Source organism: Okeania sp. SIO1H4, from assembly GCF_010672695.1.
GTDB lineage: Bacteria > Cyanobacteriota > Cyanobacteriia > Cyanobacteriales > Microcoleaceae > Okeania > Okeania hirsuta.
Genome location: NZ_JAAHGB010000052.1, coordinates 29,439 through 51,890 on the forward strand (window position 1 = coordinate 29,439; position 22,452 = coordinate 51,890).

General features: G+C 36.1%; 22 protein-coding genes and 6 tRNA genes. 8 read left to right on the forward strand and 20 right to left on the reverse strand.

What is annotated here, in order from left to right; translation table 11 throughout:
* Positions 1–194: 194 nt before the first annotated feature.
* From F6K06_RS24940 to F6K06_RS24985, 10 genes are all read right to left on the reverse strand, one after another.
* Positions 195–506 (reverse strand): hypothetical protein, encoded by a 312-nt coding sequence (locus F6K06_RS24940; protein ID WP_124147289.1) that lies wholly within the window; start codon positions 504–506, stop codon positions 195–197.
* 11 nt (positions 507–517) lie between these two features.
* Complete coding sequence (locus F6K06_RS24945) at positions 518–652, reverse strand: hypothetical protein (protein WP_275670455.1); 135 nt, start codon at positions 650–652, stop codon at positions 518–520.
* A 918-nt stretch (positions 653–1,570) separates the two neighbouring features.
* The gene (locus tag F6K06_RS24950) at positions 1,571–3,046 is read right to left on the reverse strand and encodes a hypothetical protein (RefSeq protein WP_338043260.1); all 1,476 of its coding nucleotides are present in this window, start codon (positions 3,044–3,046) and stop codon (positions 1,571–1,573) included.
* 835 nt (positions 3,047–3,881) lie between these two features.
* Positions 3,882–4,190 carry a hypothetical protein gene (locus F6K06_RS24955; protein WP_240039174.1) on the reverse strand — a complete coding sequence of 103 codons (309 nt, stop codon included), beginning with the start codon at positions 4,188–4,190 and terminating at the stop codon, positions 3,882–3,884.
* Between the two features lie 133 nt (positions 4,191–4,323).
* The gene (locus F6K06_RS24960) at positions 4,324–4,644 is read right to left on the reverse strand and encodes a ribosomal protein L7/L12 (protein WP_161564713.1); all 321 of its coding nucleotides are present in this window, start codon (positions 4,642–4,644) and stop codon (positions 4,324–4,326) included.
* 264 nt (positions 4,645–4,908) lie between these two features.
* Positions 4,909–4,984, reverse strand: a tRNA-Met gene (locus tag F6K06_RS24965).
* A 136-nt stretch (positions 4,985–5,120) separates the two neighbouring features.
* Positions 5,121–5,178 (reverse strand) — tRNA-Asn (locus tag F6K06_RS24970).
* A gap of 283 nt (positions 5,179–5,461) precedes the next feature.
* The gene (locus F6K06_RS24975; RefSeq protein WP_287243381.1) at positions 5,462–6,439 is read right to left on the reverse strand and encodes a GNAT family N-acetyltransferase; all 978 of its coding nucleotides are present in this window, start codon (positions 6,437–6,439) and stop codon (positions 5,462–5,464) included.
* Between the two features lie 373 nt (positions 6,440–6,812).
* Positions 6,813–6,881, reverse strand: a tRNA-Leu gene (locus F6K06_RS24980).
* 333 nt (positions 6,882–7,214) lie between these two features.
* Entirely contained in the window at positions 7,215–7,415 is a 201-nt protein-coding gene (locus tag F6K06_RS24985; RefSeq protein ID WP_124147285.1) for a hypothetical protein, read from the reverse strand.
* A gap of 603 nt (positions 7,416–8,018) precedes the next feature.
* Between F6K06_RS24985 and F6K06_RS24990 the strand changes: the two genes are divergently transcribed.
* Positions 8,019–8,753 (forward strand): SDR family NAD(P)-dependent oxidoreductase, encoded by a 735-nt coding sequence (locus F6K06_RS24990; RefSeq protein WP_124147284.1) that lies wholly within the window; start codon positions 8,019–8,021, stop codon positions 8,751–8,753.
* 283 nt (positions 8,754–9,036) lie between these two features.
* On the forward strand, positions 9,037–9,519 hold the full coding sequence (locus F6K06_RS24995; protein ID WP_287243383.1) for an AAA family ATPase: 483 nt from the start codon (positions 9,037–9,039) through the stop codon (positions 9,517–9,519).
* Between the two features lie 40 nt (positions 9,520–9,559).
* On the opposite strand, the gene F6K06_RS25000 is transcribed toward F6K06_RS24995, so the two are convergent.
* From F6K06_RS25000 to F6K06_RS25025, 6 genes are all read right to left on the reverse strand, one after another.
* Positions 9,560–9,655, reverse strand: a tRNA-His gene (locus F6K06_RS25000).
* A 4-nt stretch (positions 9,656–9,659) separates the two neighbouring features.
* Positions 9,660–9,730, reverse strand: a tRNA-Ala gene (locus F6K06_RS25005).
* 22 nt (positions 9,731–9,752) lie between these two features.
* Positions 9,753–10,208: an NADAR family protein gene (locus F6K06_RS25010; RefSeq protein WP_287243384.1), complete on the reverse strand. Its 456-nt coding sequence runs from the start codon at positions 10,206–10,208 to the stop codon at positions 9,753–9,755.
* Between the two features lie 484 nt (positions 10,209–10,692).
* Positions 10,693–10,768, reverse strand: a tRNA-Met gene (locus F6K06_RS25015).
* 138 nt (positions 10,769–10,906) lie between these two features.
* Positions 10,907–11,194 (reverse strand): HNH endonuclease, encoded by a 288-nt coding sequence (locus F6K06_RS25020; RefSeq protein ID WP_124147281.1) that lies wholly within the window; start codon positions 11,192–11,194, stop codon positions 10,907–10,909.
* Between the two features lie 415 nt (positions 11,195–11,609).
* A complete protein-coding gene (locus F6K06_RS25025) occupies positions 11,610–12,575 on the reverse strand; it encodes a GNAT family N-acetyltransferase (RefSeq protein ID WP_240039173.1) in 966 nt (321 codons plus the stop codon).
* Positions 12,576–12,908: 333 nt separating this feature from the next.
* Here F6K06_RS25025 and minC point away from each other — a divergent pair, with 333 nt between their 5' ends.
* The 3 genes from minC to minE all read left to right on the forward strand — a co-directional run bounded on the left by minC (position 12,909) and on the right by minE (position 15,317).
* The gene (gene minC, locus F6K06_RS25030) at positions 12,909–13,691 is read left to right on the forward strand and encodes a septum site-determining protein MinC (RefSeq protein ID WP_124147280.1); all 783 of its coding nucleotides are present in this window, start codon (positions 12,909–12,911) and stop codon (positions 13,689–13,691) included.
* Between the two features lie 478 nt (positions 13,692–14,169).
* Entirely contained in the window at positions 14,170–14,976 is an 807-nt protein-coding gene (gene minD, locus F6K06_RS25035) for a septum site-determining protein MinD (protein ID WP_124147279.1), read from the forward strand.
* 56 nt (positions 14,977–15,032) lie between these two features.
* Positions 15,033–15,317, forward strand: coding sequence for a cell division topological specificity factor MinE (gene minE, locus F6K06_RS25040; protein WP_124147278.1), 285 nt, complete (start codon positions 15,033–15,035; stop codon positions 15,315–15,317).
* A 422-nt stretch (positions 15,318–15,739) separates the two neighbouring features.
* Here the strand turns inward: minE and F6K06_RS25045 are convergent, their stop codons facing one another.
* On the reverse strand, positions 15,740–15,889 hold the full coding sequence (locus tag F6K06_RS25045; RefSeq protein ID WP_161564712.1) for a hypothetical protein: 150 nt from the start codon (positions 15,887–15,889) through the stop codon (positions 15,740–15,742).
* A 1,410-nt stretch (positions 15,890–17,299) separates the two neighbouring features.
* On the opposite strand from F6K06_RS25045, the gene atpD reads away from it, so the two are divergent.
* Together atpD and atpC are read left to right on the forward strand one after the other, a co-directional pair.
* Positions 17,300–18,754, forward strand: a complete 1,455-nt coding sequence (gene atpD / locus F6K06_RS25050; RefSeq protein ID WP_124147277.1) for a F0F1 ATP synthase subunit beta — start codon at positions 17,300–17,302, stop codon at positions 18,752–18,754.
* A gap of 137 nt (positions 18,755–18,891) precedes the next feature.
* Entirely contained in the window at positions 18,892–19,305 is a 414-nt protein-coding gene (gene atpC, locus F6K06_RS25055; protein WP_124147276.1) for an ATP synthase F1 subunit epsilon, read from the forward strand.
* A gap of 4 nt (positions 19,306–19,309) precedes the next feature.
* Here the strand turns inward: atpC and F6K06_RS25060 are convergent, their stop codons facing one another.
* The 3 genes from F6K06_RS25060 to F6K06_RS25070 all read right to left on the reverse strand — a co-directional run bounded on the left by F6K06_RS25060 (position 19,310) and on the right by F6K06_RS25070 (position 20,993).
* Positions 19,310–19,606 (reverse strand): hypothetical protein, encoded by a 297-nt coding sequence (locus tag F6K06_RS25060; protein WP_338043259.1) that lies wholly within the window; start codon positions 19,604–19,606, stop codon positions 19,310–19,312.
* 339 nt (positions 19,607–19,945) lie between these two features.
* Complete coding sequence (locus tag F6K06_RS25065) at positions 19,946–20,566, reverse strand: DUF3177 family protein (RefSeq protein WP_192901212.1); 621 nt, start codon at positions 20,564–20,566, stop codon at positions 19,946–19,948.
* A gap of 199 nt (positions 20,567–20,765) precedes the next feature.
* A complete protein-coding gene (locus F6K06_RS25070) occupies positions 20,766–20,993 on the reverse strand; it encodes a Calvin cycle protein CP12 (RefSeq protein WP_124147275.1) in 228 nt (75 codons plus the stop codon).
* 1,252 nt (positions 20,994–22,245) lie between these two features.
* Between F6K06_RS25070 and F6K06_RS25075 the strand changes: the two genes are divergently transcribed.
* Positions 22,246–22,452, forward strand: a 207-nt coding sequence (locus F6K06_RS25075) for a transposase (RefSeq protein WP_287243388.1), incomplete at its 3' end; no start/stop codon positions are given.

A 22,452-nucleotide genomic window follows, 5' to 3' on the forward strand; every position in this document is an offset into this window, starting at 1 on the left:
TACTTCTATTTTGTCTAATTCCCACTATAGCAGTCGCTATTACAGTATCAGGAGTCCTGATATCAAATTCGTTAACTATGACCTCACTAGGGGTGGTAATGCGGTTGGTGGGGCGAAAATCCTCATTTACCGCATTCTCAGTCCTACTGACTACTTTTTTAAATTGTTTTAACTAAAAAATAACTAAAAAAAACTTAGACTTGATTTGAACCTACTTCCAGTAATTTTTCCAATCTTGCCGTTGACCAGTATTCCGTGGGATAGGCGATCGCAAAAATAGACGAAAGTCGAACCAACCATGTCACCTGCTTAAAAGCATCATCTTCCTCATCAAATTCATCCGGTGGAACTAAGACCATAATTTCTACAAAATCTTTAGTTACAGTAACGGGGAGACCATAATAAGTTTCCTCAGCTTCAATGCGGACTTTACTACCATTTTCTAATGCTTCTGTTAATCTTTGATAAAGAAGATTAGATTTTTTTGACTTTTCTTTTTTGGCCACAATTATTCTCCCTAAGTCTGATGTTGCAGTTTAGCGCTTTTAACAGCACCCATGTACAACTTCGCCATTAACTCGTTAGCAGTCGCCGCATTTTGCAACTTACTAAAGTTAATTGTATCTGGTTGAATTTTAACTTGACTAGGCAAGTTTTGAACTCCCTTGTCGCTTAACCGCATCCCAGTTGTCAGGAAATCCGTACATAGTTGTCAATGACCAGATGTGGGTCTTTGGTAATGTTTAGCTCAAAAGTGACTAATGACATAAAAAATCTGTCCTTTTCCCAAATCAAAACGTACTGTTACTGCCGGGACTTGATGCTGAAAAAGCAAATTATGACTAGCAGTATCAATATAGACTTTATCCGAGTTTAGTACTTCTATATTGTAATTTCCTCATAACGACTATTAGGGATTTGGCTCTCAATATTACAAGAATATTTGACCACAAACTATCTGCAAAAGTTTCTACAGACAATGATATAATTAATTTTTAATTCTTGAGTCTAGAGTAGTGTCTTAGGAAATGCACGCTGTACTTTTCAAATATCCTCTTAATACCATTGATTAAAAGACATCTCCAATAATCAAAAATAAAATTAATTATCCTGTAGAAATTATCAATTATTTCCCCCTACTCTGTAGGGAGGTTGCATGCAAGGTCCCTACGACCTACTCCCTCTTTTCCGGAGAGGTCTATAATTTCTACAAAATCTTTAGTTACAGTAGCAGGGAGACCATAATAAGTTTCCTCAGCTTCAATGCGGACTTTACTACCATTTTCTAATGCTTCTGTTAATCTTTGATAAAGAAGATTAGGCTTTTTTGACTTGTATCTTCTGGTAACAATTATTCTCCATAACTATAACGTTGCAGTTTAGTGCTTTTAATAGCACCAACGCACAACTGGACTACCAACTCAGTTGCAGTAGCAGCACAATGACGGAGGAGTCAGTCCTCAGTCCTCAGGAGGGAAGAAAAAGCAAGAAGCAAGAAATAAAAGGAGGAAAAGGAGAAAGTTTTTTTGATCACGCTCTTATCCGGACATGATATAAGTTGTATTTTTCCTTAGTTTTGACTTTTGACTTTTAACTTTTGACTTTCCTGATCATCACGCACTGGCAGTGAAGTCTCCATTATTTCCATCAACAACTCCAGTCGTGATTTATGAGACAACATTGGCACCAAGTTAGGCAAAGAATAGTAGTCACCTTTGAAAGTAAAAGTTTCCACTGGTGCTTGCTTCTGCTTCAGTTGACTTTCCACATAATTAGAAGCATAGTGACCCACACGCACGATAACCACATTTGGCATAACCGCCAACTCACGACAATAAGCAGTATAAGCATCAGCAAAATAGGGTGCAGTATTTTCCCCTTCATCTGTCACCAGAATAAACTGTTCGACAACTTGCTTTTTGCGTCGCATTGCTTCTACAGCACAACCACAACTTGTACCTCCACCTGCGCGGATATGTTGGAAACCACGTTCCCAGTCACTCAATTCTGTACCTTGAGCAGTCACAGGATAAGGAATAGTATCAAAAGCGTAGACAAATAGTTCCGCTTCAGTAATACCAGAAACCAAAGCAGCTAAACGCTTACCTACTTCGATCGCCTGTTGCATAGAACCAGACTTATCCACAAGTAAAGCAGTTGGCAAAGAAATTTTACCGCGCTTTTTCACTTGTTCGTTAGTCACCTGCTCCAGTTTCGCAACAGTTTCCGCATCTACCTGAGCAGCATCAGCAGCAACCTTAGCTTTATAAGCAGACACGCGATCGCTCTTTTGCGCCTCAGTCAGTTTCTCATCAACTAATGCTTTTACCTCTGGGTGTTCCATCGCACCACGAGCAGTCAGAGACTTCAGGTTATTGATAATTTCCTGGGGAGACATAGAGTTGATCAGTGCCACTAACACAGTAGGTGTCAATTGTTTCACAGCTCCCACTGCCACAGTATAGGGAATTTTATGTTCCACTATTAATGCTGCTTGCTCTGCTGGAGTTTCTACTTTTGCCAACTGCTTCAGCATGAAAGCTAAACTATCCTCTGGAGGTCTTTCCTTAAACAAGATAGCATCAGCGCGAGAGTTAGGTTTAATGTGCAAAGTTGCATATAGGTGCTTCATTGCCTTGCGGTTACGGAGAGCTGCCCGGTCAAAAAAATCTGGTTTTTGTTCGCGCTTCCGTAGATAACGAGTCACAGCAGTGCGTGCGGAACGTGGCATTTTATTTCGTTGCTGTTTCATAAAGTCTACAATGCGTGACACCTGGTATGGTGGGAAATTTTGTAGCATGATGAAACCCGCATCTCGGTGTTCTGTGAGGTTGCTTGTTAACAAGTTTCCCAGGAATACTTCTTGATGGTCGCGCACATCACCGTTATTTTGATACCATACTGCTAAATGACCGTAAAAAATTGGGTCTAACTCAACAATTAATTGATGAATTTCTGCTACTTTTTCTAATTGACGATGTGGTGTAGTGAGCAGACTATTGAGCATTTCTAAACGTAAGTCGCGCTCATCGTTATTCATTTGAATTTTAGACATTTTTTCTACCTCCTTATTTCAGTTATCAGTTAACAGTTATCAGTTACAGCAAATTCTAAATATATGAAGTACAAATATTAACTACTGAATTTTTGTAGTGTGGTTATCTTGCCATATAGTGCCTCAAAAAGATAAAAAAATCTGTCATGTTTTTAATGTTAAATATAAAGTATTGTCAAACATTTGATAACCTATGATTATTCGTTATTAACTAATTTGAGCATAAAAAATCTACTTTAAAAATGCAATTATTTTTGGTATTTTTCGGAGTATTAATATTAATATTTATAATGAAATAAACCGTGCAATTTCAGAGATAATTGTACTTCCAAGTTCCCTAATAAATTGTGTATTTCAGCAATTAATAATTAATAATTACCTATTCTTAAAAGAAGAAGATTGACTAAAATATTTTTTTTGTATCCCCTTAAAAGAGGAGGCTTCAAGGCGTGAATTTTTGAATGAATAATTATTAACTATCAACTCTTAATTATTCATTATTCATTATTCAGTAACCTCTCTAGTTTAGGGCGTGACGATAATTGCTAATTGTTATAGCTTTCAGCTTTAAAAGTTTTGGTAGTCCCGATGGCGTAATGCTAGATAGGAACAAACAATATCTAGTGCGGGCATCCTGCCCGCGAATACGGGAGCAAGATGCTCCCACTGTTATCCTAACAAAAATAATTACCAAAAAATTGGGTTTAAAGCCTCTCCTTTTAAGGGGATAATAAATAAAAATTTTCCTTTGAGTCTATCCTCTTCTTTTCAAAGAGAGGTAATTCTAAATTCTAAATTCTTGAAAATGCACCACCACCAAACTTTTTTACAAAGGTTTTAAATCTGGTTCTACCCAATTTTTTTGAGCTGACTCAGACATCAGAAATTCTCTACTGTAATATTCAAAAGGTAAAGCTGAATTTTCGTAAAAGTTGACTAAATTATTGGCATTTTCTGCAAAAGAGTTATTCGCTGAATTTGTAGTCAAATATTTCTGAATCATTTTTACCCAAAACAGCGTAATTGTTTCGTTATAACCACTATCTTTAGTATTTTTAGTACCTACTGCAACATTATATTTTTTGATGCGATCGCGAATATTATTTATTGCTTCTAACTCGGAATAGTTAGTCAAATACCAAAGCGCAACAATCAAATGTGCAGCATGAGTCCAATTATTTTTTGGTAGAGTACAATTATTGAATTCTCTGACAAGATTTTCTAACTCATTACTGGTGAAATCAAAAGTTTTATTGCATATACAAAAATTATTTCAAAGAAACTGTTGCTCCTAATTCCTCTAATTTTTGCTTAATCTGTTCGGCCTCCTGAATATTGACATTAGATTTAATAATTTGGGGTAAATTATCAACAACTTTTTTAGTTTCCTGTAAACTTCCAAAGAGATTTAAACTGCGTATATCCTTAATAAAATATATTTTTTTATTAGCAGGAAATTCCTCTAATACAATATCAAAAATAGTTTTTGATTCATGGTCATCTTGATCATTATTGTCGAATTTTTCATTAGGTTTTACTACAATAATTCGATCTGCACTTACTTGAAAAAAATCTTCTATTTGTTTCACCAATTCTGTAGCTTATAACATTGTAATATATTTGAGTTTTTCCAATATTTCATCAGTTTTTATAGACATGATGCTTTCTCCATATAATAAAATTTTTATCTACTAAAAATTTATCGATAAAACTGCTCAAACAAACATTTGGTTTACTCATTTATTATTGATTATTATATAAAACCCCATCCAATTCTTACTTCTGCCCTCTGCCTTCTGCCTTCGTTAATAGAATTATAAAATCATCTCGCGCAATTCAAGAAAGCTGTTTGTTTATACACAGGAATTGAACCTGTATTAGCTTTCGCTAGCTTGATTATGAGTCAAGTGCCTTTACCATTTGGCTAGTATGTAAGCTTTCTTAGTTTGGGCGCGAGATGATTTTTTTTCATGTTAATAAATCTATTTTTATATCTGTTATTTACCTGTTTTTAAAATCTAAATTAATATCACCTCGCGCAAGTAAAAAAAGCTGTTTGTTTATACACAGGAATTGAACCTGCTACAATCGATTAATAGTCGAATGCTCTACCAAATTGAGTATGTAAGCTTTTTCAGTTGGGGCGCGAAGTGATTTTATTAAACTCTTTAATTAAACTATTCTAACTTCATTATTCAAGATACAAATGGCATATTAACTGATGGAATTTTACTCATTTTAAAATCTCTAGAAAATAACAGATTAAATATTTAGTTTTCCAGGTTCAAATTTTGGAGTGATCTGCCTATGTATTTACCGTATATAATATTTTATACATCAGCAATACATAATTTTCCAGGGAATAAGAAAAAAAATCAAGATGTTAAAGACTGGGAATATTAGTATTTACAAATTTTTGCCATAAACAATATTAGTATGAACTTTACGAAAACCCACAGACTCATAAAGTCGAGTTGCTCCCGACGGGTTCTCAGCATCAACACCAAGTAACGCCTTATCCATACCAACAGCTCGTAAACCCTCCATTCCTGAAAGTAACATCGCTTTTCCTAAACCACGCTGACGAAAACCACGACGAGTACCCAAAGTATTTATCCAACCTTCTTTTCTTCCCTTGTGCTTATTCTCTTCTGGATAAAAACAACAGTAACAAAAAGCTGCAAATGTACCATCAGGAGCTATTGCAACCCAGGTCAAGTCTGGTCGATAGTTAGGGTCGCTTACTATATATTCCACCTGCTCAACTTTCACCTCATGGAAGTTCCAATGGTCAATAAATGTTTGATTATACGCTTCTACCCATGCTTCTAAAAATCTTCGCTGCTCCTGCTTACCAGAAAACTGCGCAGAGGAGTGAGACTGCAACGTAAAACCTACAGGTAACTCCGGTTTGGGAAGAGGTTCGGTGAGTGATCGCTCCATCCCAAAAAAGTAACGCTTGGGAGTGAAACCACAACTTTCTAATAATGCAATGCGTTCGGTTTGAGTATCGCGAACAGGCGATCGAAAATTGGCATATACACCCTTATCTCTAGCGACTTCTTTCATTCGTGCTTCACCCCACCTAATGATTTCTTGCTCTATACCTTCACCTCTAACAGTGGGATGGACTCTAAAAAAGAGAAAAGCATCAATTGACTTTTGTATTAATAGCTTCCCAAAACCAATGAGTTTACCCTCTCCATTTTCCCAAAGACGAATATCACGGTCTTTATCTATATCTGGATCGTTAAATTCTTGTCGCAGATCCGAAACAGATACCCATTCATCTAAGCGATCGACTGTTTCACAAATTTGGAAAAATTCAGCGATCGCTTCTAGATCCGTTTCCCCTTGATAGGAGCGAGTTACTAACGTTTTCATAAATACTTAAAATGGTGAAAATTAAGATTTTTTTTTACTTATTTATTTTTTCAAATAGTTAAATCAAATAGTTGAAAATTACTTCGCACAAGTCGAAAAAGTCATGAATACGTTTACAGTCGTTCTTATCAGTTTTTAATTTGACAGTGGACTCGCTAATTTTATCTCATAGAGACTTAAAAAGCTTCGCTATTTCGGTCGCCCGAACATCGCTACCTTAGGACCCTATAGTTAGGAAATGTATGTATACTTTATCAGTTGGGGTGCGAAGTAATTTCAGTTATCAGTTATCAGTAAAAGTTTAATTTTGTATTTTTTATTTTTATTAAAATAGTTAAAAATCACCTCGTGCAAGTCAAAAAAGCTGTTTGTTCATACACAGGAATTGAACCTACTACACTTTGTTCTTGAGACAAATGCTCTACCAATGAGCTAGTATGTAAGCTTTCTCAGTTAGGGCACGAAGTGAAATTTTAACTACTATTAATATGTTCCGCACAAGTCAATAAAGCGTTTGACACTAACGCTCTATCCATTGAGCTACATTCCCTAAAAATAGTGGGAATGATAGGAGTCGAACCTATAACCTTTGGTTTAGTAGACCAAAATGTATGTACGCTTTACCAGTTAGGGTGCGGAACATAACGAAGTCAGAAGTCAGAAGTTGTTTTTGTAACGGGGATTAGAGAAACGCTCCAAAAACGGCCGATCAAGGCGGGGTTTTAGACCCAATTATTTTGATAATAAGATATTCCTATTAATAAGGAGGTTTTATTTAACCGTAAACTGCTTCGGGGCGAACAATTAAATCTCCACTGGGACGATGGTCTAAAACGTAGGAATTAAAGCGTTCTTTACCCACATCAAAATATTGAGCTAGGCGTTCTTTAATAGTATTTTCAGTCATATTTTCTCTGATGCCTAATTGATTTTCTGTAACATCATAAGAACGTCCTTCAAATCTAATATGAACCATATCACCACCTCCTAATTTTTTTGATATTATCTGTTACAATATGAATCGTCTTTCTAGATAATAGAGTTGTTGAACGTTATTGATTTTTTTTGTTATTTTATTTGAGAAAGCAGAATATTTTTCTGGTTAATTTTCTGCTTCTTTTGGGTTGATAAAACGCCGATAATATTGAAATTTACCAGATTTAAACCAACCTAAAATTCTATGAGTGTAAAGTAATAGCTTATGCAATTCAGGTTTTGTGTAATACCTGATGGATGTTAGTTGAAATTCCGATTAATTATTTAATTTTCTAGGTGCAGATATGGCTTTTTTATCTGGAGGTTATTTACTTTTCCTTTGACTGCCACATTTATATACTACATAAATAATACATAAAGTGTCAAGGGGGTGGGAGAATTTTTTTTCAGGATTTTGAAAGCTAGCTATATCAATAGATACAGGCATATTTTAGTTAGTAAAATGGAGATATTCGTCCAAAAAATTGTCATAAAATCTAAAATCTAAATTTATCATAAAAGAGGGAGTAGGGAAAAAGAATGGATGATTTCTGTGGGATAATAATTTTATTGGAGATATCTAATAGTTTTAGGAAGAACTAAGATGAGCGAAAAATTTGCAGCAGTTGTCATAGGTGTTGGTTCAGAAGCAGGTTTAGGTGCGACACTTGCTAAATATTTTGCTCAAAAAGGTTTGCACGTTTTTGTTGCTGGTCGTAGCGGAGATAAACTACAGTTAATTGTGGAAAAAATCACACAACAAGGGAGTACCGCAACTGCTGTTGTTACTGATGCAACAGTCGAACAGGATGTCGAACAACTGTTTGCAGTTGTGGAAAAAGCAGGTTATCCTCTCGATCTTGCTGTCTACAACGCTGGTAACAATATTCCGGCACCCTTATTAGAAACAGACAGCGAAACCTTTATCAACCTTTGGCAACAAAATTGTTTTGGTGGATTTTTATTTGGAAAACAAGCGATCGCTACTATGAAAAAGCGACAACAAGGTACTCTTATTTTTACAGGAGCGACTGCTTCATTAAGAGGAAAACCACCTTTTACAGCATTCGGAGTCGCAAAAGCAGGTTTAAGAACATTAGCTCAAGGGATGGCGCGAGAATTTGGTTCCCAAGGTATTCATGTTGCTCATGTCATTATTGATGGTGTCATTGATGGGGAAAAGTCTCGCACAAAGTTCCCAAATTTTGTTTCTCAAAAAGGTGAGGAAGGTTTATTACAACTTGAAGCTATTGCGGAAACGTATTGGGCAATTCATCAACAACATTCCAGCGCATGGACTCACGAACTTGATTTAAGACCATTTAAAGAGTCTTTTTAATTTAGGGAGTATTCATTAATTAATAATTAATAATGGATAATTAATAATTAATAATTTCCTTTGGTTAAAACCATAACGGAATTGAATATAAGGAAATTTTATTTCTTTTTTTCTCCTTAAAAGGAGAGGCTTTAAACCGAATAGATTAATTGTCAATTGTCAATTTGTAATTAGACCTCTTCAAAAATTTGAACCGTGCTATAACAGTTTTAGAAACTTTTATAGAAATGTCTATTTAGGAAACAGGGAATAGAAACTTTTTTCCAAGTTATTAATTCTGTCAATGCTAAAAAAACTTTATGTCAACAACTTTAAATGTCTGTTTAACTTTGAAATTGAATTCTCAAATATAAATTTACTACTAGGAGCAAATGGTTCTGGCAAAATAACAGTTTTTGAAGTTTTGCATAAACTCCAAAAATTTATATTAGGAGAATTTGAAACTACCGGAAAATATTATCAAGTCTCAGAAATTTTTCATCAGCAAGATTTAACTAGATGGCAAAACTCACCTATCCAGAAAAAAGATATGCATTTACCTAATGAAAAAATAGCTATTTTTGTGCCTGCCAGAAATATAGAGACTTGGTTTTCTTATATTAATGGTAAAGATGTTAATGAAGAAGATGATTACAAAGATAAAACTCTAAATATCACAGACAGAATTACATTAGCTAAAGCTTCAGCAGAAAAATTAGCATCAGATATCTGTCCTCAAGGACTTGATGAAAATGCTCCTGCTTCTCTACATCATGCTTGTAATTAACTGCGAAGATTACAATTAGATTAGAAATTATATTCATTAGGGTGTCTGACGGGACTCGTTCGCGAAGCGTTCTCGAAGAGTACCCGCTTTCTCCGGTGTCACAAACCGACGTTTCGACCACTTCAACCTCAGACACCAAATGGAAACTAGGGGATTTGAACCCCTGCCACGACTGTGCAAGAATCGTATGCTCCCATTACACCAAGTCCCCCTTTGATTAAGTTGATAATTTTTTAATTTGAGTCGCGATCGCGCAATTTTTCCCGAACCGCCATTAAAATCAGTCCTAACTTATTTTTGCCCGTCCCATCTTTACCACAACCCCAATAATAATCACTAGGTGAATTCTCCACAATCAACTCATCGCCTGTAGACATCAGAATTTCCCGAATGTCAGCATGAGTTTCAAATTTTTTTAATACACCCCCTTCCATAATTTCATCCTTGACCTTTTCCCAATCTGGTCGTAGAGGGTATTTTCTACTGCGCCCCATCTTTGCTGCCTCTTTTGGGGTTTTGACTTCCCGAATTTTATCAAACCATAGACGGTCTGTAGTAGCAAACTTCTGGCCTTGAAAATAATGTTCATTCGTCGGCCACCAAAACCCATCAAGTTCAAAACCATGTCGGGAAAAATTAGAAAAGCAACCATAAATTTTTGTACGAACACCGTAAAAATAAATAGGCATAATTAATTATTTGGGGTTTGAATCAGCAATTTTTCTTTCTGGCTCCCCCCTTTGAAAGGGGGGTAGGGGGGGATGACCAATTGCAAATTGCCCAGCGTGCAAGTTATGAGAGCGTTTTATGCGCTTTCTCAGTTACTAGGGGAACTCCGCCGATGAGTTACCACACACTCTTTAAAGGATTGCTACTTTGAAGCCAACCTATCGGGTTCTTCGCACTCCCCGTTCTCACGCGCCCACTGTGTTTAATAGTGTTACTATTCCTCTCGTACTAAGTATGTAAGCTCTAAATGTTGGGTCACGCTAGGAACTATTGCATGGGTTAGTTTTAAATAAAGTCAATGAAAACAACCTCCTTTTTTAGTGGTACATTTTGAACATTAATGTGTTCAACGCCTCCACCAGGACTTGAACCTGGAACCTTCCTTTAGAAGAGTGTTGCTCTATCCATTGAGCTATGGAGAGGATGTCAAATCACACCTGCATTTGGTGGCGGAGGTGAGAGTTGCACTCACTGATTTTTAGGGTATGAACCTAATAAGCCACTCTTGCTTCATCTCCGCGTGTCACCAATACTCCTGATATCATGTCCGCACTTTATCGTTTGTGTGAACCCAAGGGTGAATATGCACAGGCAATTTAAGTTTTTTCTTGCTCAATAGTCTTCCTTTCAAGGAGAGGTAATTCTAAATTCGCGCATTCTAAATTCTTGAATTTTGGCGGTGTACTTGTATCCTTTTACTTGAGTTTTGCTTGCTTACCCACAACAAAAATTTTTCCATTTGTGGTTCATTTTTCAGTTTTTCAACAGTGTTTAACTCTTTTGCTAAACGCTTGTTATCAAAGAAGGCATGAATTTGCCGATGACAGGCCGAACAAATATTAATAGTGGGACCTGGGTTAATTTTTTGGCGTTTGGTGTTTTGTTTGGGAATTAGGTGATGGACAGTTAATTTTTCCATCTCCCTTTCACACAGTTCGCATTGCATAGAGGTGTGTTTTAATATCTTAAATTTCTCTTTTTCTCTAACATTTACTCTTCCTTTATCTACGGAAAATTTGTAATATGGGATTATGCGATCGCCAATCTTCCCAAAATCATCACCACCTTATACTACAACACAAGGTTTGATTTTCCAGATTTAGAGACATTCCCATAACTGGCATAAATTAATACTACACAATATATTACAATATTGTCAAGGGGGTAGAGAAAAATTTTTGGTAGTCCTGTATCATAATGGTGAATAACGGCTGAAATATAGACTATAGACTCGTTTAATTCAACTTTAACGCGAGGTCTCCTCGCCATATCCATCAGACCAAGAGAAAATAGAATATTCTATATTTCAAACCTCCTGATTGTAGGGGTACTGATAACTGATAACTGATAACTGAAATTACCTAAACTGCCTTAATATAAGCTATTTGAGTATTAACCCTCCGGAAACCAACCGACTCATAAAGTCTCGTCGCACCCGAAAGATTATCCGCATCAACATACAACATCGCTGTTTCCATACCCTCTGTTTTCAACAATTTCAGTGCTGACAACAAAATACCACGCCCTAACCCCCGTTTCCTGAAACCACTTCGGGTGCCAAGGAGACTAACTAAACCATCTTTGCGTTTATTCAACTCATTATTTTCTGGGTGAATCTGACAATCACAAAAAGCAGCAAAAATACCATCAGGCGCAACTGCAACTAAACTTAATTCTGACCGATATTTAGGGTCATTGAGTTTATTCTTCACAGACTCAACAGTAATATCTTGATGATTCCAATGATCGATAAAAGTTTGATTAAACATTTTCGTCCAAGCTGCTGCATCTGCTTCATTTTCTATATGTTTTAGGGTGAAACCTTCTGGAAACTCAGCTTCTGGAATAGGGTCAGTAAGCGATCGCTCCATTGTCAGAAAATATCGCTCAATTGCAAAACCACAACTTTCTAATAAAGCTATACGTTCAACATTATCACTATGTCCTCCAGACAGCACTTTAACCTTGACATTCCTTTCCCTACCCACTTCCCGCATCCGTTTCTCTCCCCACTCCAGAATTTGAACTTCTAAATTATTGCCTTGAGCATTGGGGTCAACTCGAAACCACAAAATACCTGCAATATCTGCTCCTATTTCTGGAATTATCAATCCCGCAATAGCCATAACTTGACTGTTGCTATCTTCCCATAAACAAATATCGCGCTGCTTGTCTACAGACGGAGTTTCCAATTGCATGAGCATTTCTGCCGGAGACGGCCATTCATGGAATTGATGAACTAATTCACTACTATTTAGCAATTGAGCGATCGCCTCTAAATCTATCTCACCTTTATAGGGGCGAGATGTTAATGTTTTGATGCTCATAATTACCTCATTTATTTATATAGCACTATAGTTTTTTAACCAATTCATTCTTCAATAGGATAAAAGGGAAATTGACAAGATTAGAAAACTATCTTCTCGCTTCAAAAGCAAATCTCTCTGTTGTCCCTTATTTATTTTGAGGGAAAGGGTGCGGACATCTCATCAGACAACACCAGATTTTTCGCTCCTTCTTTCTCTCCTAAAAAACTAATCGCCCTTTTTCCTTCTTCCTTCTCGTATAAATGGTGTACTAACACACAAATCTTAATTAATAACTGATATGATAAGATAGTCTGGCCAAAAGAAAAAATTAAAAATAAAGTTCCATACTCTATGTCTTCTGATGATTCTATCTCAACTACTTCCACCTCTACACCAGAAGTAAGTACCAACTTACAAGTCAGATTCAAAACAGAGGAAGGAAAACTGTTATTACTCTTGCCACCAGAATTTAATAATGGTGAGATAGAAAGTCCAACTGCTATGACCTGGACAGAAATTTGGCAACAGTTTAAGCAACGCCTCAAAGCAGGAGAAAGATTTTGGCAGCCAAAAACAGAGGTACAGCTCATTGCTTTTGACCGCTTATTAGATACTCGTCAACTGCAAGAAATAGCTGAAGCTCTTTTAGAAGTAGAACTAGAATTAACAACAGTTCAAACTTCACGTCGCCAAACTGCTGTAGCAGCAGTCACAGTTGGCTATTCTGTAGAACAAAAATTTGACATTATTACTCTCAACCAAGCTCCTACAGAAAAAGTTCAACCTATGTTTGAACCTTTATATTTACAGATGACCATTCGTTCCGGAGTAGAAATTCGGCACCCCGGTACGGTAGTAATTGTAGGAGATGTTAATCCTGGTGGTTCTGTCATTGCTGATGGAGATATTCTAGTGTGGGGTCGTTTACGAGGAATAGTCCACGCTGGTGCTAAAGGAAATTCTCAAAGTGTAATTATGACTTTACAGATGGAACCAACTATTATCAGAATTGCAGGGCAAGTAGCTAGAGGGCCAGAAAAACTACCAAATCAATTTTATCCTGAAGTTGCTTATGTGACAGATCAAGGGATTCGTATTAGTAGGATGGTAGACTTTGTTAAGATACGGCGTTGAAGAAGTAGTCAGTAGTCAGTAGTTGGTAGTTGGTAGAACCGAGAAAATGCTCCTGTAGAAAATTTATTGGAATTAGGAATTAGGAACTAGACAACACTATGTCTTTAAATTAACGTGCAATATATTAAGAGGGCGCAAACAAAATAAGTATGTAACGAAAAGTAAATTCACTCAAAAACTTATTCTCCTTTGGCACCTAGCAAATCATAACGACAATTTTTCACCCCAACCTCATTCTCTAGTGTCTTTACAAAATCAATCTTCCTTGACAAAATCACAGTTTTAATGTAACAAGAATAAGCTGATATTTCTGAAGTTAACTTTGAAGTAGCAGATTTTTTGCAGTTTACATATCTAAAAAATTGGGTAATGAAATAATTATTATCCTGTTAGAAACTTTAAACTTAATCTAAAATACCAAAATAATCTCTAAGTTTTGACTATATACAATTCTTTATTTCTTAATTTCTAATAGCTTATGAGCAAAATTATTGTTATTACTTCTGGTAAAGGTGGAGTGGGAAAAACTACTTGCACAGCAAACTTGGGCATGGCTTTAGCTCAAAAGGGTCGCCGAGTAGCCGTAGTTGATGCAGATTTCGGATTAAGAAATTTGGACTTACTACTAGGTTTAGAAAACAGAATTGTTTATACGGCAGTAGAGGTTTTAGCAGGAGAATGCCGCCTCGAACAAGCAGTAGTTAGGGATAAAAGACAACCTCGGTTGGCACTTTTACCTGCTGCTCAAAATCGAATGAAAGAAGTAGTTACTCCCCAACAAATGCAAGAGTTAGTCAATATGTTAATACCAAAATATGACTATATTCTGATTGACTCTCCTGCTGGAATTGAACAAGGTTTCCAGAACGCGATCGCCCCGGCCCAAGAAGCTATAATTGTTACAACCCCAGAAATATCTGCCGTCCGTGACGCGGACAGAGTAATTGGCCTTTTAGAAGCCAATAATGTTAAGAATATCCATCTGATAGTTAATCGGATTAGACCTCAGATGGTCCAAGCTGATGAAATGATGTCAGTACAAGACGTAGAAGAAATTCTTGCTATCCCACTGATGGGAATTATTCCAGATGATGAGAAAGTAATTGTATCTACTAACCGAGGCGAACCTTTAGTATTAGCAGAAAATATTTCTCTCGCAGGCTCAGAATTTGTTAATATTGCTCGTCGTTTAGATGGAGAAAAAGTAGATTTTATTGACCTAGACCCCCCACAAGAAAATTTCTTTACTTGGTTGCGTAAATTATTATCATCTAAAATTGTTTAATATGGAAAAAATTACAATTTACTGAATAAATCAACTATTGAATTAACAATAAGCTAATGTTAAATGAAATTATAGAAAAACTTTTTTCTAGAAATACTCCTAGTAGTCGTAATGAAGTTAAGCGTCGTTTGAAGCTGGTTATCGCTCATGACCGTGCCGATATCAATCCAGAAATAATAGAGGCTATGAGAAAAGAAATTATGGAAGTAGTATCTCGCTATGTTGAAATAGATGACAACGATTCAGAATTTTTGTTAGAAAATAATCAAAGAGCTACAGCATTAGTGGCAAATTTGCCTATTAGACGTATTAAAGCCAGCTCAGATATTCACAATAGTTAAATAATCTCAGTTAAGTATCTGTAAAAAATTAATTCAATATTTGCTTGAAGTAGGAAACAGGCAGAATAAAATAGACCTCATCTGAAAATAGCTGTTGGGGACTCCCGTTATCAACGGTTAGAGGAAAACAGCTAGCAGATCAACTATTTTCCTCTTAAGCTTAATTTTCAGATTTTTCAACTGACTTTTGAGACTTAAGTTTTAGTGAATCAATGAAATCACTAATTACCTGGGTTATTGTTTTCTCATTACGGTAAATATACAAATAATTTTGTCTAACTACTTATAGAAAAATCATGGATCTAATACCATTGGGTGAAAAAAGAATGTTGCGCATAATTTGAGTGATTTCTAGACTTTACCAATAATGTACTTTTGACTAAAAATTAAACTTTCTGAACTACTAGCAATAACTTAACTATTTATACCAAATATTTATCAAAATGATATAACACATTGTCTACATAGACAATCATATCTAACAAGTGAACTACGCACCGAGCTTGTTTACAGCGCTTTTCATATTGATGAACCACATCGTCATAATCACGCACCCTGTAGGGAAGTTTCATGGAACGTCTCTACTGTGGTATATCGAAATGAAAACCGCTGTAATAGCCCAGTCTTTAAGCTGTCTACTTACCTTCAAATGACATTTTTCTAGTCTAATTATTGCTTTGTGGTAATTATTTGATTGAGACAGTACCTACAACTGTGAATAAAGAGTTTTTAACCTTTAGATCGCTGAAAGCCTTAGCTATTAATAGTTATTCCAAGAACTTCGCACTGTCTAGTTACTAAGATTACTATTTCTTTGATTTCTCTAGTATGATTTGATCACATATTTTTGCAGATAAAACTATGAGATATCCAAATATTATAGATCGAGCCCTAGAAGGGGGAAGCTTTACACCGAGGTTTTCGGCAAAAATTTCGAGCGATCGCTAATTTCTTAAATCAATTTGACAAATATTTTCCGATCAAAACACATATCATTTCATTCGTTTTTCAAACTTGACAATAATCACACAAAATGATATAATCAGTAATTATACAAACCATATTCCGCACGACAAACATACTACAGTACCTTTTTCCACGAAGATGGTGGAACACAGATTCTAATATTAAGAATTATAGTCAATAGTTAATGTAGTATGTATTTATACTTAATAAAGCTCGTAATGCCTATCATGTAAAAATCTGAGCAATAAATACCTGACACTACAAGCTAGAGCTGCGGAATGTCGGATACAAAAAAGTCCTCAGCAAAATAATTAATATCTCCTTTGATGAACCCTTCAGTGATACTCTAAAAAATGACAGTGCAATTTGTTCAGTCTAAAGGCCAAAGTAAAAAGCCCGGATGATTGATTTAGAGCATGGGCTTGAGGCCAACCTCATATATTCAAGAATCTCTGTGGGCTAAAATGCCTTCCCTAGATACAAATGGAGAAACACAGGAGAATGGTCACCAATCCCTTCTCAAACCTTACCCATGAAACTACAACAGAATTATCCTTTTTATCGAAGATATATATCTGAGTAGCAGAGGGTCAGTTACTAAAAAATAAATAGTCCATCGATAGTATGGTCGGGCATCCAAAAACTAAGGCCAATTACCTGAACAACTGGGGAGAGCCCCCCATAAGACTAACTGTTGCCAGAGCTTAGCTAGTTAAGCAGTCTGGAAGAACCAGTAATCCCACTGGCATAAGTCTGGGAAAATCCACTTCCTGAAGTGAGTGGAGTATGTCAATCAGTGACTACTACTGGAAGTAAGTGCGATATATTATTTTTCACACTTAAGCAAAACCTTCAGATATTTGGTCAGACCTATATTCTGAAAATTGCAGATTATAGAGGAAGATTAATCGAACAAAAAGCCCACACTAAAAGCAACAGCAAGCTTTCATGCCATAGCAGTGTCAGTGTCGGGTATATTAATTTGGATAGCTAAATAAGCATATAGAATAGATAGAATGGTAAGCACCGCAGAAAAAACAAACGTAGGACAAATCACTCAAATTATCGGTCCAGTTGTAGATGCTAAATTCCCTAGTGGAAGTCTTCCTGAAATCTACAATGCCCTAACAATTACAGCTCAAAACGAAGCTGGACAAGATGTTTCAGTCACCTGTGAAGTGCAACAACTTCTAGGCGACAACCAAGTTAGAGCTGTGGCGATGAGTGGCACAGATGGCCTTGTACGTGGTATGGAAGTAGTAGACACTGGGGCTGCAATTAGTGTACCTGTAGGCACTGCTACTCTAGGTAGAATATTTAACGTGATCGGCGAACCAGTAGACGAACTTGGCCCAGTGGGAACTGAGGAGAAATCTGCAATTCACCGTGAATCTCCTAAATTTGTAGAGCTAGAAACTAAGCCTTCCGTTTTTGAAACAGGTATTAAAGTTGTAGACCTACTAGCTCCCTATCGTCGTGGTGGAAAAATTGGATTATTTGGTGGTGCGGGTGTAGGTAAAACCGTTATCATCATGGAGTTGATTAATAACATCGCTAAAGCTCACGGTGGAGTATCCGTGTTTGGTGGCGTGGGAGAGCGGACTCGTGAAGGTAATGACCTTTACAATGAAATGATTGAGTCCGGAGTAATTAATCCAAAGAACCTCCCTGACTCTAAGGTGGCCTTGGTTTATGGTCAGATGAACGAACCACCAGGAGCAAGAATGCGTGTCGGTCTATCTGCTCTAACAATGGCGGAATATTTCCGGGATGTTAGTAAGCAAGATGTACTACTTTTCATTGACAATATCTTCCGGTTTGTACAAGCAGGTTCTGAAGTATCTGCACTTCTGGGAAGAATGCCATCTGCGGTAGGATATCAACCTACCTTGGGTACAGAGATGGGTGAATTGCAAGAAAGAATTACATCCACAAAAGAAGGTTCTATTACTTCTATTCAAGCAGTATATGTACCTGCGGATGACTTGACAGACCCTGCACCTGCTACTACCTTCGCTCACCTAGACGCAACTACAGTATTGTCAAGGGGACTTGCTTCTAAAGGTATTTACCCAGCAGTTGACCCCTTAAACTCTACATCTACTATGTTGCAACCAAGTGTAGTAGGTGACGAGCATTATGCTGTAGCTCGTTCAGTACAATCCACCCTACAAAGGTACAAAGAACTTCAGGATATTATCGCTATCTTAGGTTTGGACGAATTATCTGAAGATGACCGTCTAACAGTAGCTCGCGCTCGTAAGATAGAGCGTTTCCTATCACAACCTTTCTTTGTAGCTGAAGTATTTACAGGTTCTCCTGGTCAATATGTGAAGCTCGAAGATACCATGAAAGGCTTCAAAATGATTTTATCTGGTGAACTTGATGAGTTACCAGAACAAGCTTTCTACATGGTGGGAGGTATTGACCAAGTAATTGCCAAAGCTGAAAAAATGAAGGCAGAAGCATAGTCTTACTGGCTATGTTGGTAGTTAGTTAGCGAAAAAATCTTGACAGTTGGCTTGTTGGTTATCGATGCTGAGATCGACAGTCAACTGACAACTTAAGTAACTAACACAAATAAAAATAAACAAAAAATGATTGACAAATGACATTAACTGTGCGTGTAATATCTCCCGACAAGACAGTTTGGGACTCAGAAGCTGAAGAAGTAATTATACCTAGTACAACAGGTCAATTAGGAATTTTAAGTGGACACGCTTCTATGCTGACCGCTCTCGATATAGGTGTAATGCGAGTTCGTGCTGAAAAAAGTAAAGATTGGGTAGCGATCGCTCTGATGGGTGGTTTTGCTGAAGTAGAAGCAAATGAAGTAACTATACTCATTAATGGCGCTGAAAAAGGAGATACTATTGACAAAGAAGCAGCTCGTATAGCTTACAATGAGGCTGAATCTAGTCTGGAAAAAGCTGAAAACGGCGACCTTCAAGCAAAAATCAAAGCCCAAAAAGCCTTGAAGCGAGCTAGAGCACGTCTGCAAGCTGCTGGTGGAGTTAACTAAACTACTAAATTCCCATTTCTGCAAGCAGGGACTGCATTTGTTCTCTAGTCAGTCCCTGTTTAATATAAGTAGGTGATTCTGGGTTGTAGGGACTAGTAACCAAATCGATACTAAGAATTTTAGATGTTTCAGGTAATACAGGTATATCTGGGTCGAAAGCTGTAGGTTTCATTAGGGAACTAGAAAAACCTTTAAAAATAGCTATTTCATCTAGTTCTCCATCAACTTCAACCTTAACTATTAATACTTCATTAGGTTTTTTAATTGTGTATTGTTCCAAACGATGAGAAATGCTATTCATAATAACTTTCAGTAGATAGTTAAACAATTAATTATTAATTATTCACTCTCCTTAAAAAGGATAATATTGGTCAGTATTTTTTTCTTTGTTTGTTCTTTAAATAAGAGCCTTTAAACCTTAATTATTCGGTAAAATTTGCTTGATTCTATATTCTCATAGCAAATTCACTTTTACTAAAATAATTTTCAAAAAAAGATATCAGTTTTCGCCTAAATAGAATCTTGGTGTTTAGGCAATAAAACTAGACTGAGATTTAATCATATAGCACTAAAAAGAAAGACTAGGACATCTCAAAAGCCTAAAATGCAAACAACGCAGTCTTCTTTTTCCTTCTTCCTTCTAATTTCCTGTTGCCGATCGCCCTTGCTTCTGTAACTTAACCAAAACAAAATAACAGAGAAAAATTGTATAGATGATTAATCCAGTAAACCCCAAGAAGCCGATAAATTCTTGAGGCCAATCTGCATGAAAAATTTGTTTAAATAACCATGGAGGGTCTAGCCAAACATTACAAAATGGATCTTCAAGTAAATCATTGCGGGATTTAAAAGCACAGGCCAAAAAAGGAATTTCGAATAATGCTCCGATTAAATTATAAAATGTAGCAGCCCAACGCCAAGAAGTCAAACTAGCCTTCAGAGGAGAATTTCGTAATTCTCGAATTTCCTCATTCAAATCTACCCAAAACCACAAAGCTACCGGAATTAAAATTCGAGCTATTAATGATGTTAAAAAACTTATAGGTACTGCTGCAATCATTAAGTAAACAGTGATTGCCAATAAACTAGAAACTCGCCAATAAGTAATCAACAAACGTTGAATAGCTTCAGACTTTTTGACAAAAGCCCAAATCAAAATAAGTAGGGGTAGTACCACAGTGAATAATACCGCTAGCCTATAGTCCATCCAGACCCAAATCTCTAATCCAGATGTGATGGCTATGGGTAAAAAGTTTAACATAATTAGTAACTTATAAAAATAGTAACTTATAAAAATTTAACTATAATCGTAATTAACTTTAAAAAGTTATTTATGGTATATTTTTTTGATAAGCAACTGAATTAATAAGTTAAATATTTCAGTTGCTTACCAGCCAAGCATTAATATATTTAATTTAATAAACTACGGTCGAATAGCTTATTAAATCAATAAACTGGCCCTAGTTGTCGTATACTCGACACTCAACAGCCTCAGGATTATCATCGCAATAATTTTCCAAGGAACTTGGAGACTTCTTTTCCTTTTGATGAGCAGACTCAGCTTGAAGCTCTTCTACCGAATCCCAAGCTACTGCACATTCCTTGGAATTAGCACCAGAAGCATCACAAATAGCACGAGCTTCTTCGCGCTCTTGCTCAATTTTTTCCTCAATGTTGTTATTAGTCATAGTTTTTTTATTCTTAACTTAACTTACTACCTACGATTTTTGGGACACAATTCCTAAATATAAAATCAAGGGTTAGAAATTGAAAAACAGGTCAGGTAAAGAGACAAATTAAAATTTTACCTCTTTATCATTTATATATGCTACGAGAGATTCCCAACCAAATGATCTTGATATTTTAAGATTCATTGACAAAAAAATCAATCTTTCAAACTGTCTAAATGTCCAGCTTGCTCAACAATACTTAATACTAACATAACTGAAACGATAACCTGTTTGATAAGCAACATTTATGAAATTAAATTAAAAATATTATGATCATAATTTAAGTAGTTTTATACCAATTATTAGACTGAGCAATATTACAAAACTTTGATTGTTAGAAATAGGGGAAATAAGGTAGAAAAAAGTCGATTAACAGATGTACAAGGTCAACTTCACCATTAAATTCTGCTAATTTACATTCCTACTTTTGGCACGTTTCGTCGAATATTTTGTTTAACTACTGGAGTATTTCAGAGTTAATCACTTTTTTTCGGTATTTAGTGACAAATAGGATCTGAACAGTTAAGAGAGTAAACAGACCTAAAACCTTTGTGATAAGTGGTTAACACAATATAGCAATAAGTTGAATATAAAATTATAATAATTACTCATTGCTACAAAATTAAGCCCACTTGTGAACAGTCAGTCAACATTGGTTATTGGCTATAACTATTACAAAGGCATTGGAATTATGCTCTTGGTCAACCCTTGGACTGGTTGAACCAAACCAGGTGTCAAATAACCGTTGTTCGATAGTGTCATGTCCTATGGGTGAGATTCAAGAGTTGCCAGATTATTCTTTTGAGCAATCATCACTCTTACAGACAAAAAACTTATTTCCCGACTACAAGGAAATCTCCATAGGAAGTTCAACAAATTAACTTACAAAGACTAGATCAAGCTTGGAAGCGTTGGTTAATACCTGATAAAACTGGTAAACATGGAGGACGACCAAGATTTAAAAAATCAGGTAAGTTAAGGTCATTTTGTTTCAGTAGAGTTAATCATCCGCTTATCAGTAATTAAATTTGATAGTAAGCAAATAATTACTACGAGGTTTTGTGCTATTCCTGTGATAGTTCATAGACCTATACCATATGGGTTTGTGATTAAAACTGCAACTATAACCAAAAAAGCTGATAGTTATTATATAAGTTTAAGCTGAGAAGATCACTCTCCCCTAACCCCTCCAGGGAGGGGAACTGAAGGGGTGGGTTTAATTCCTACAGATAATATTAAGACTGCTGTAGGTATTGATTTAGGCTTAAAAGAATTTTTTACTACTAATATTGGTGAGACTATTTCTGTGCCGAATTTTTATAGAAAATCTCAATCTAATTTAGCCAGAAAGCATAGAATTGTATCTAGAAAAGAAATGGGGTCAAATAACTGGAAAAAGGCGCAGAATAGAATAGCT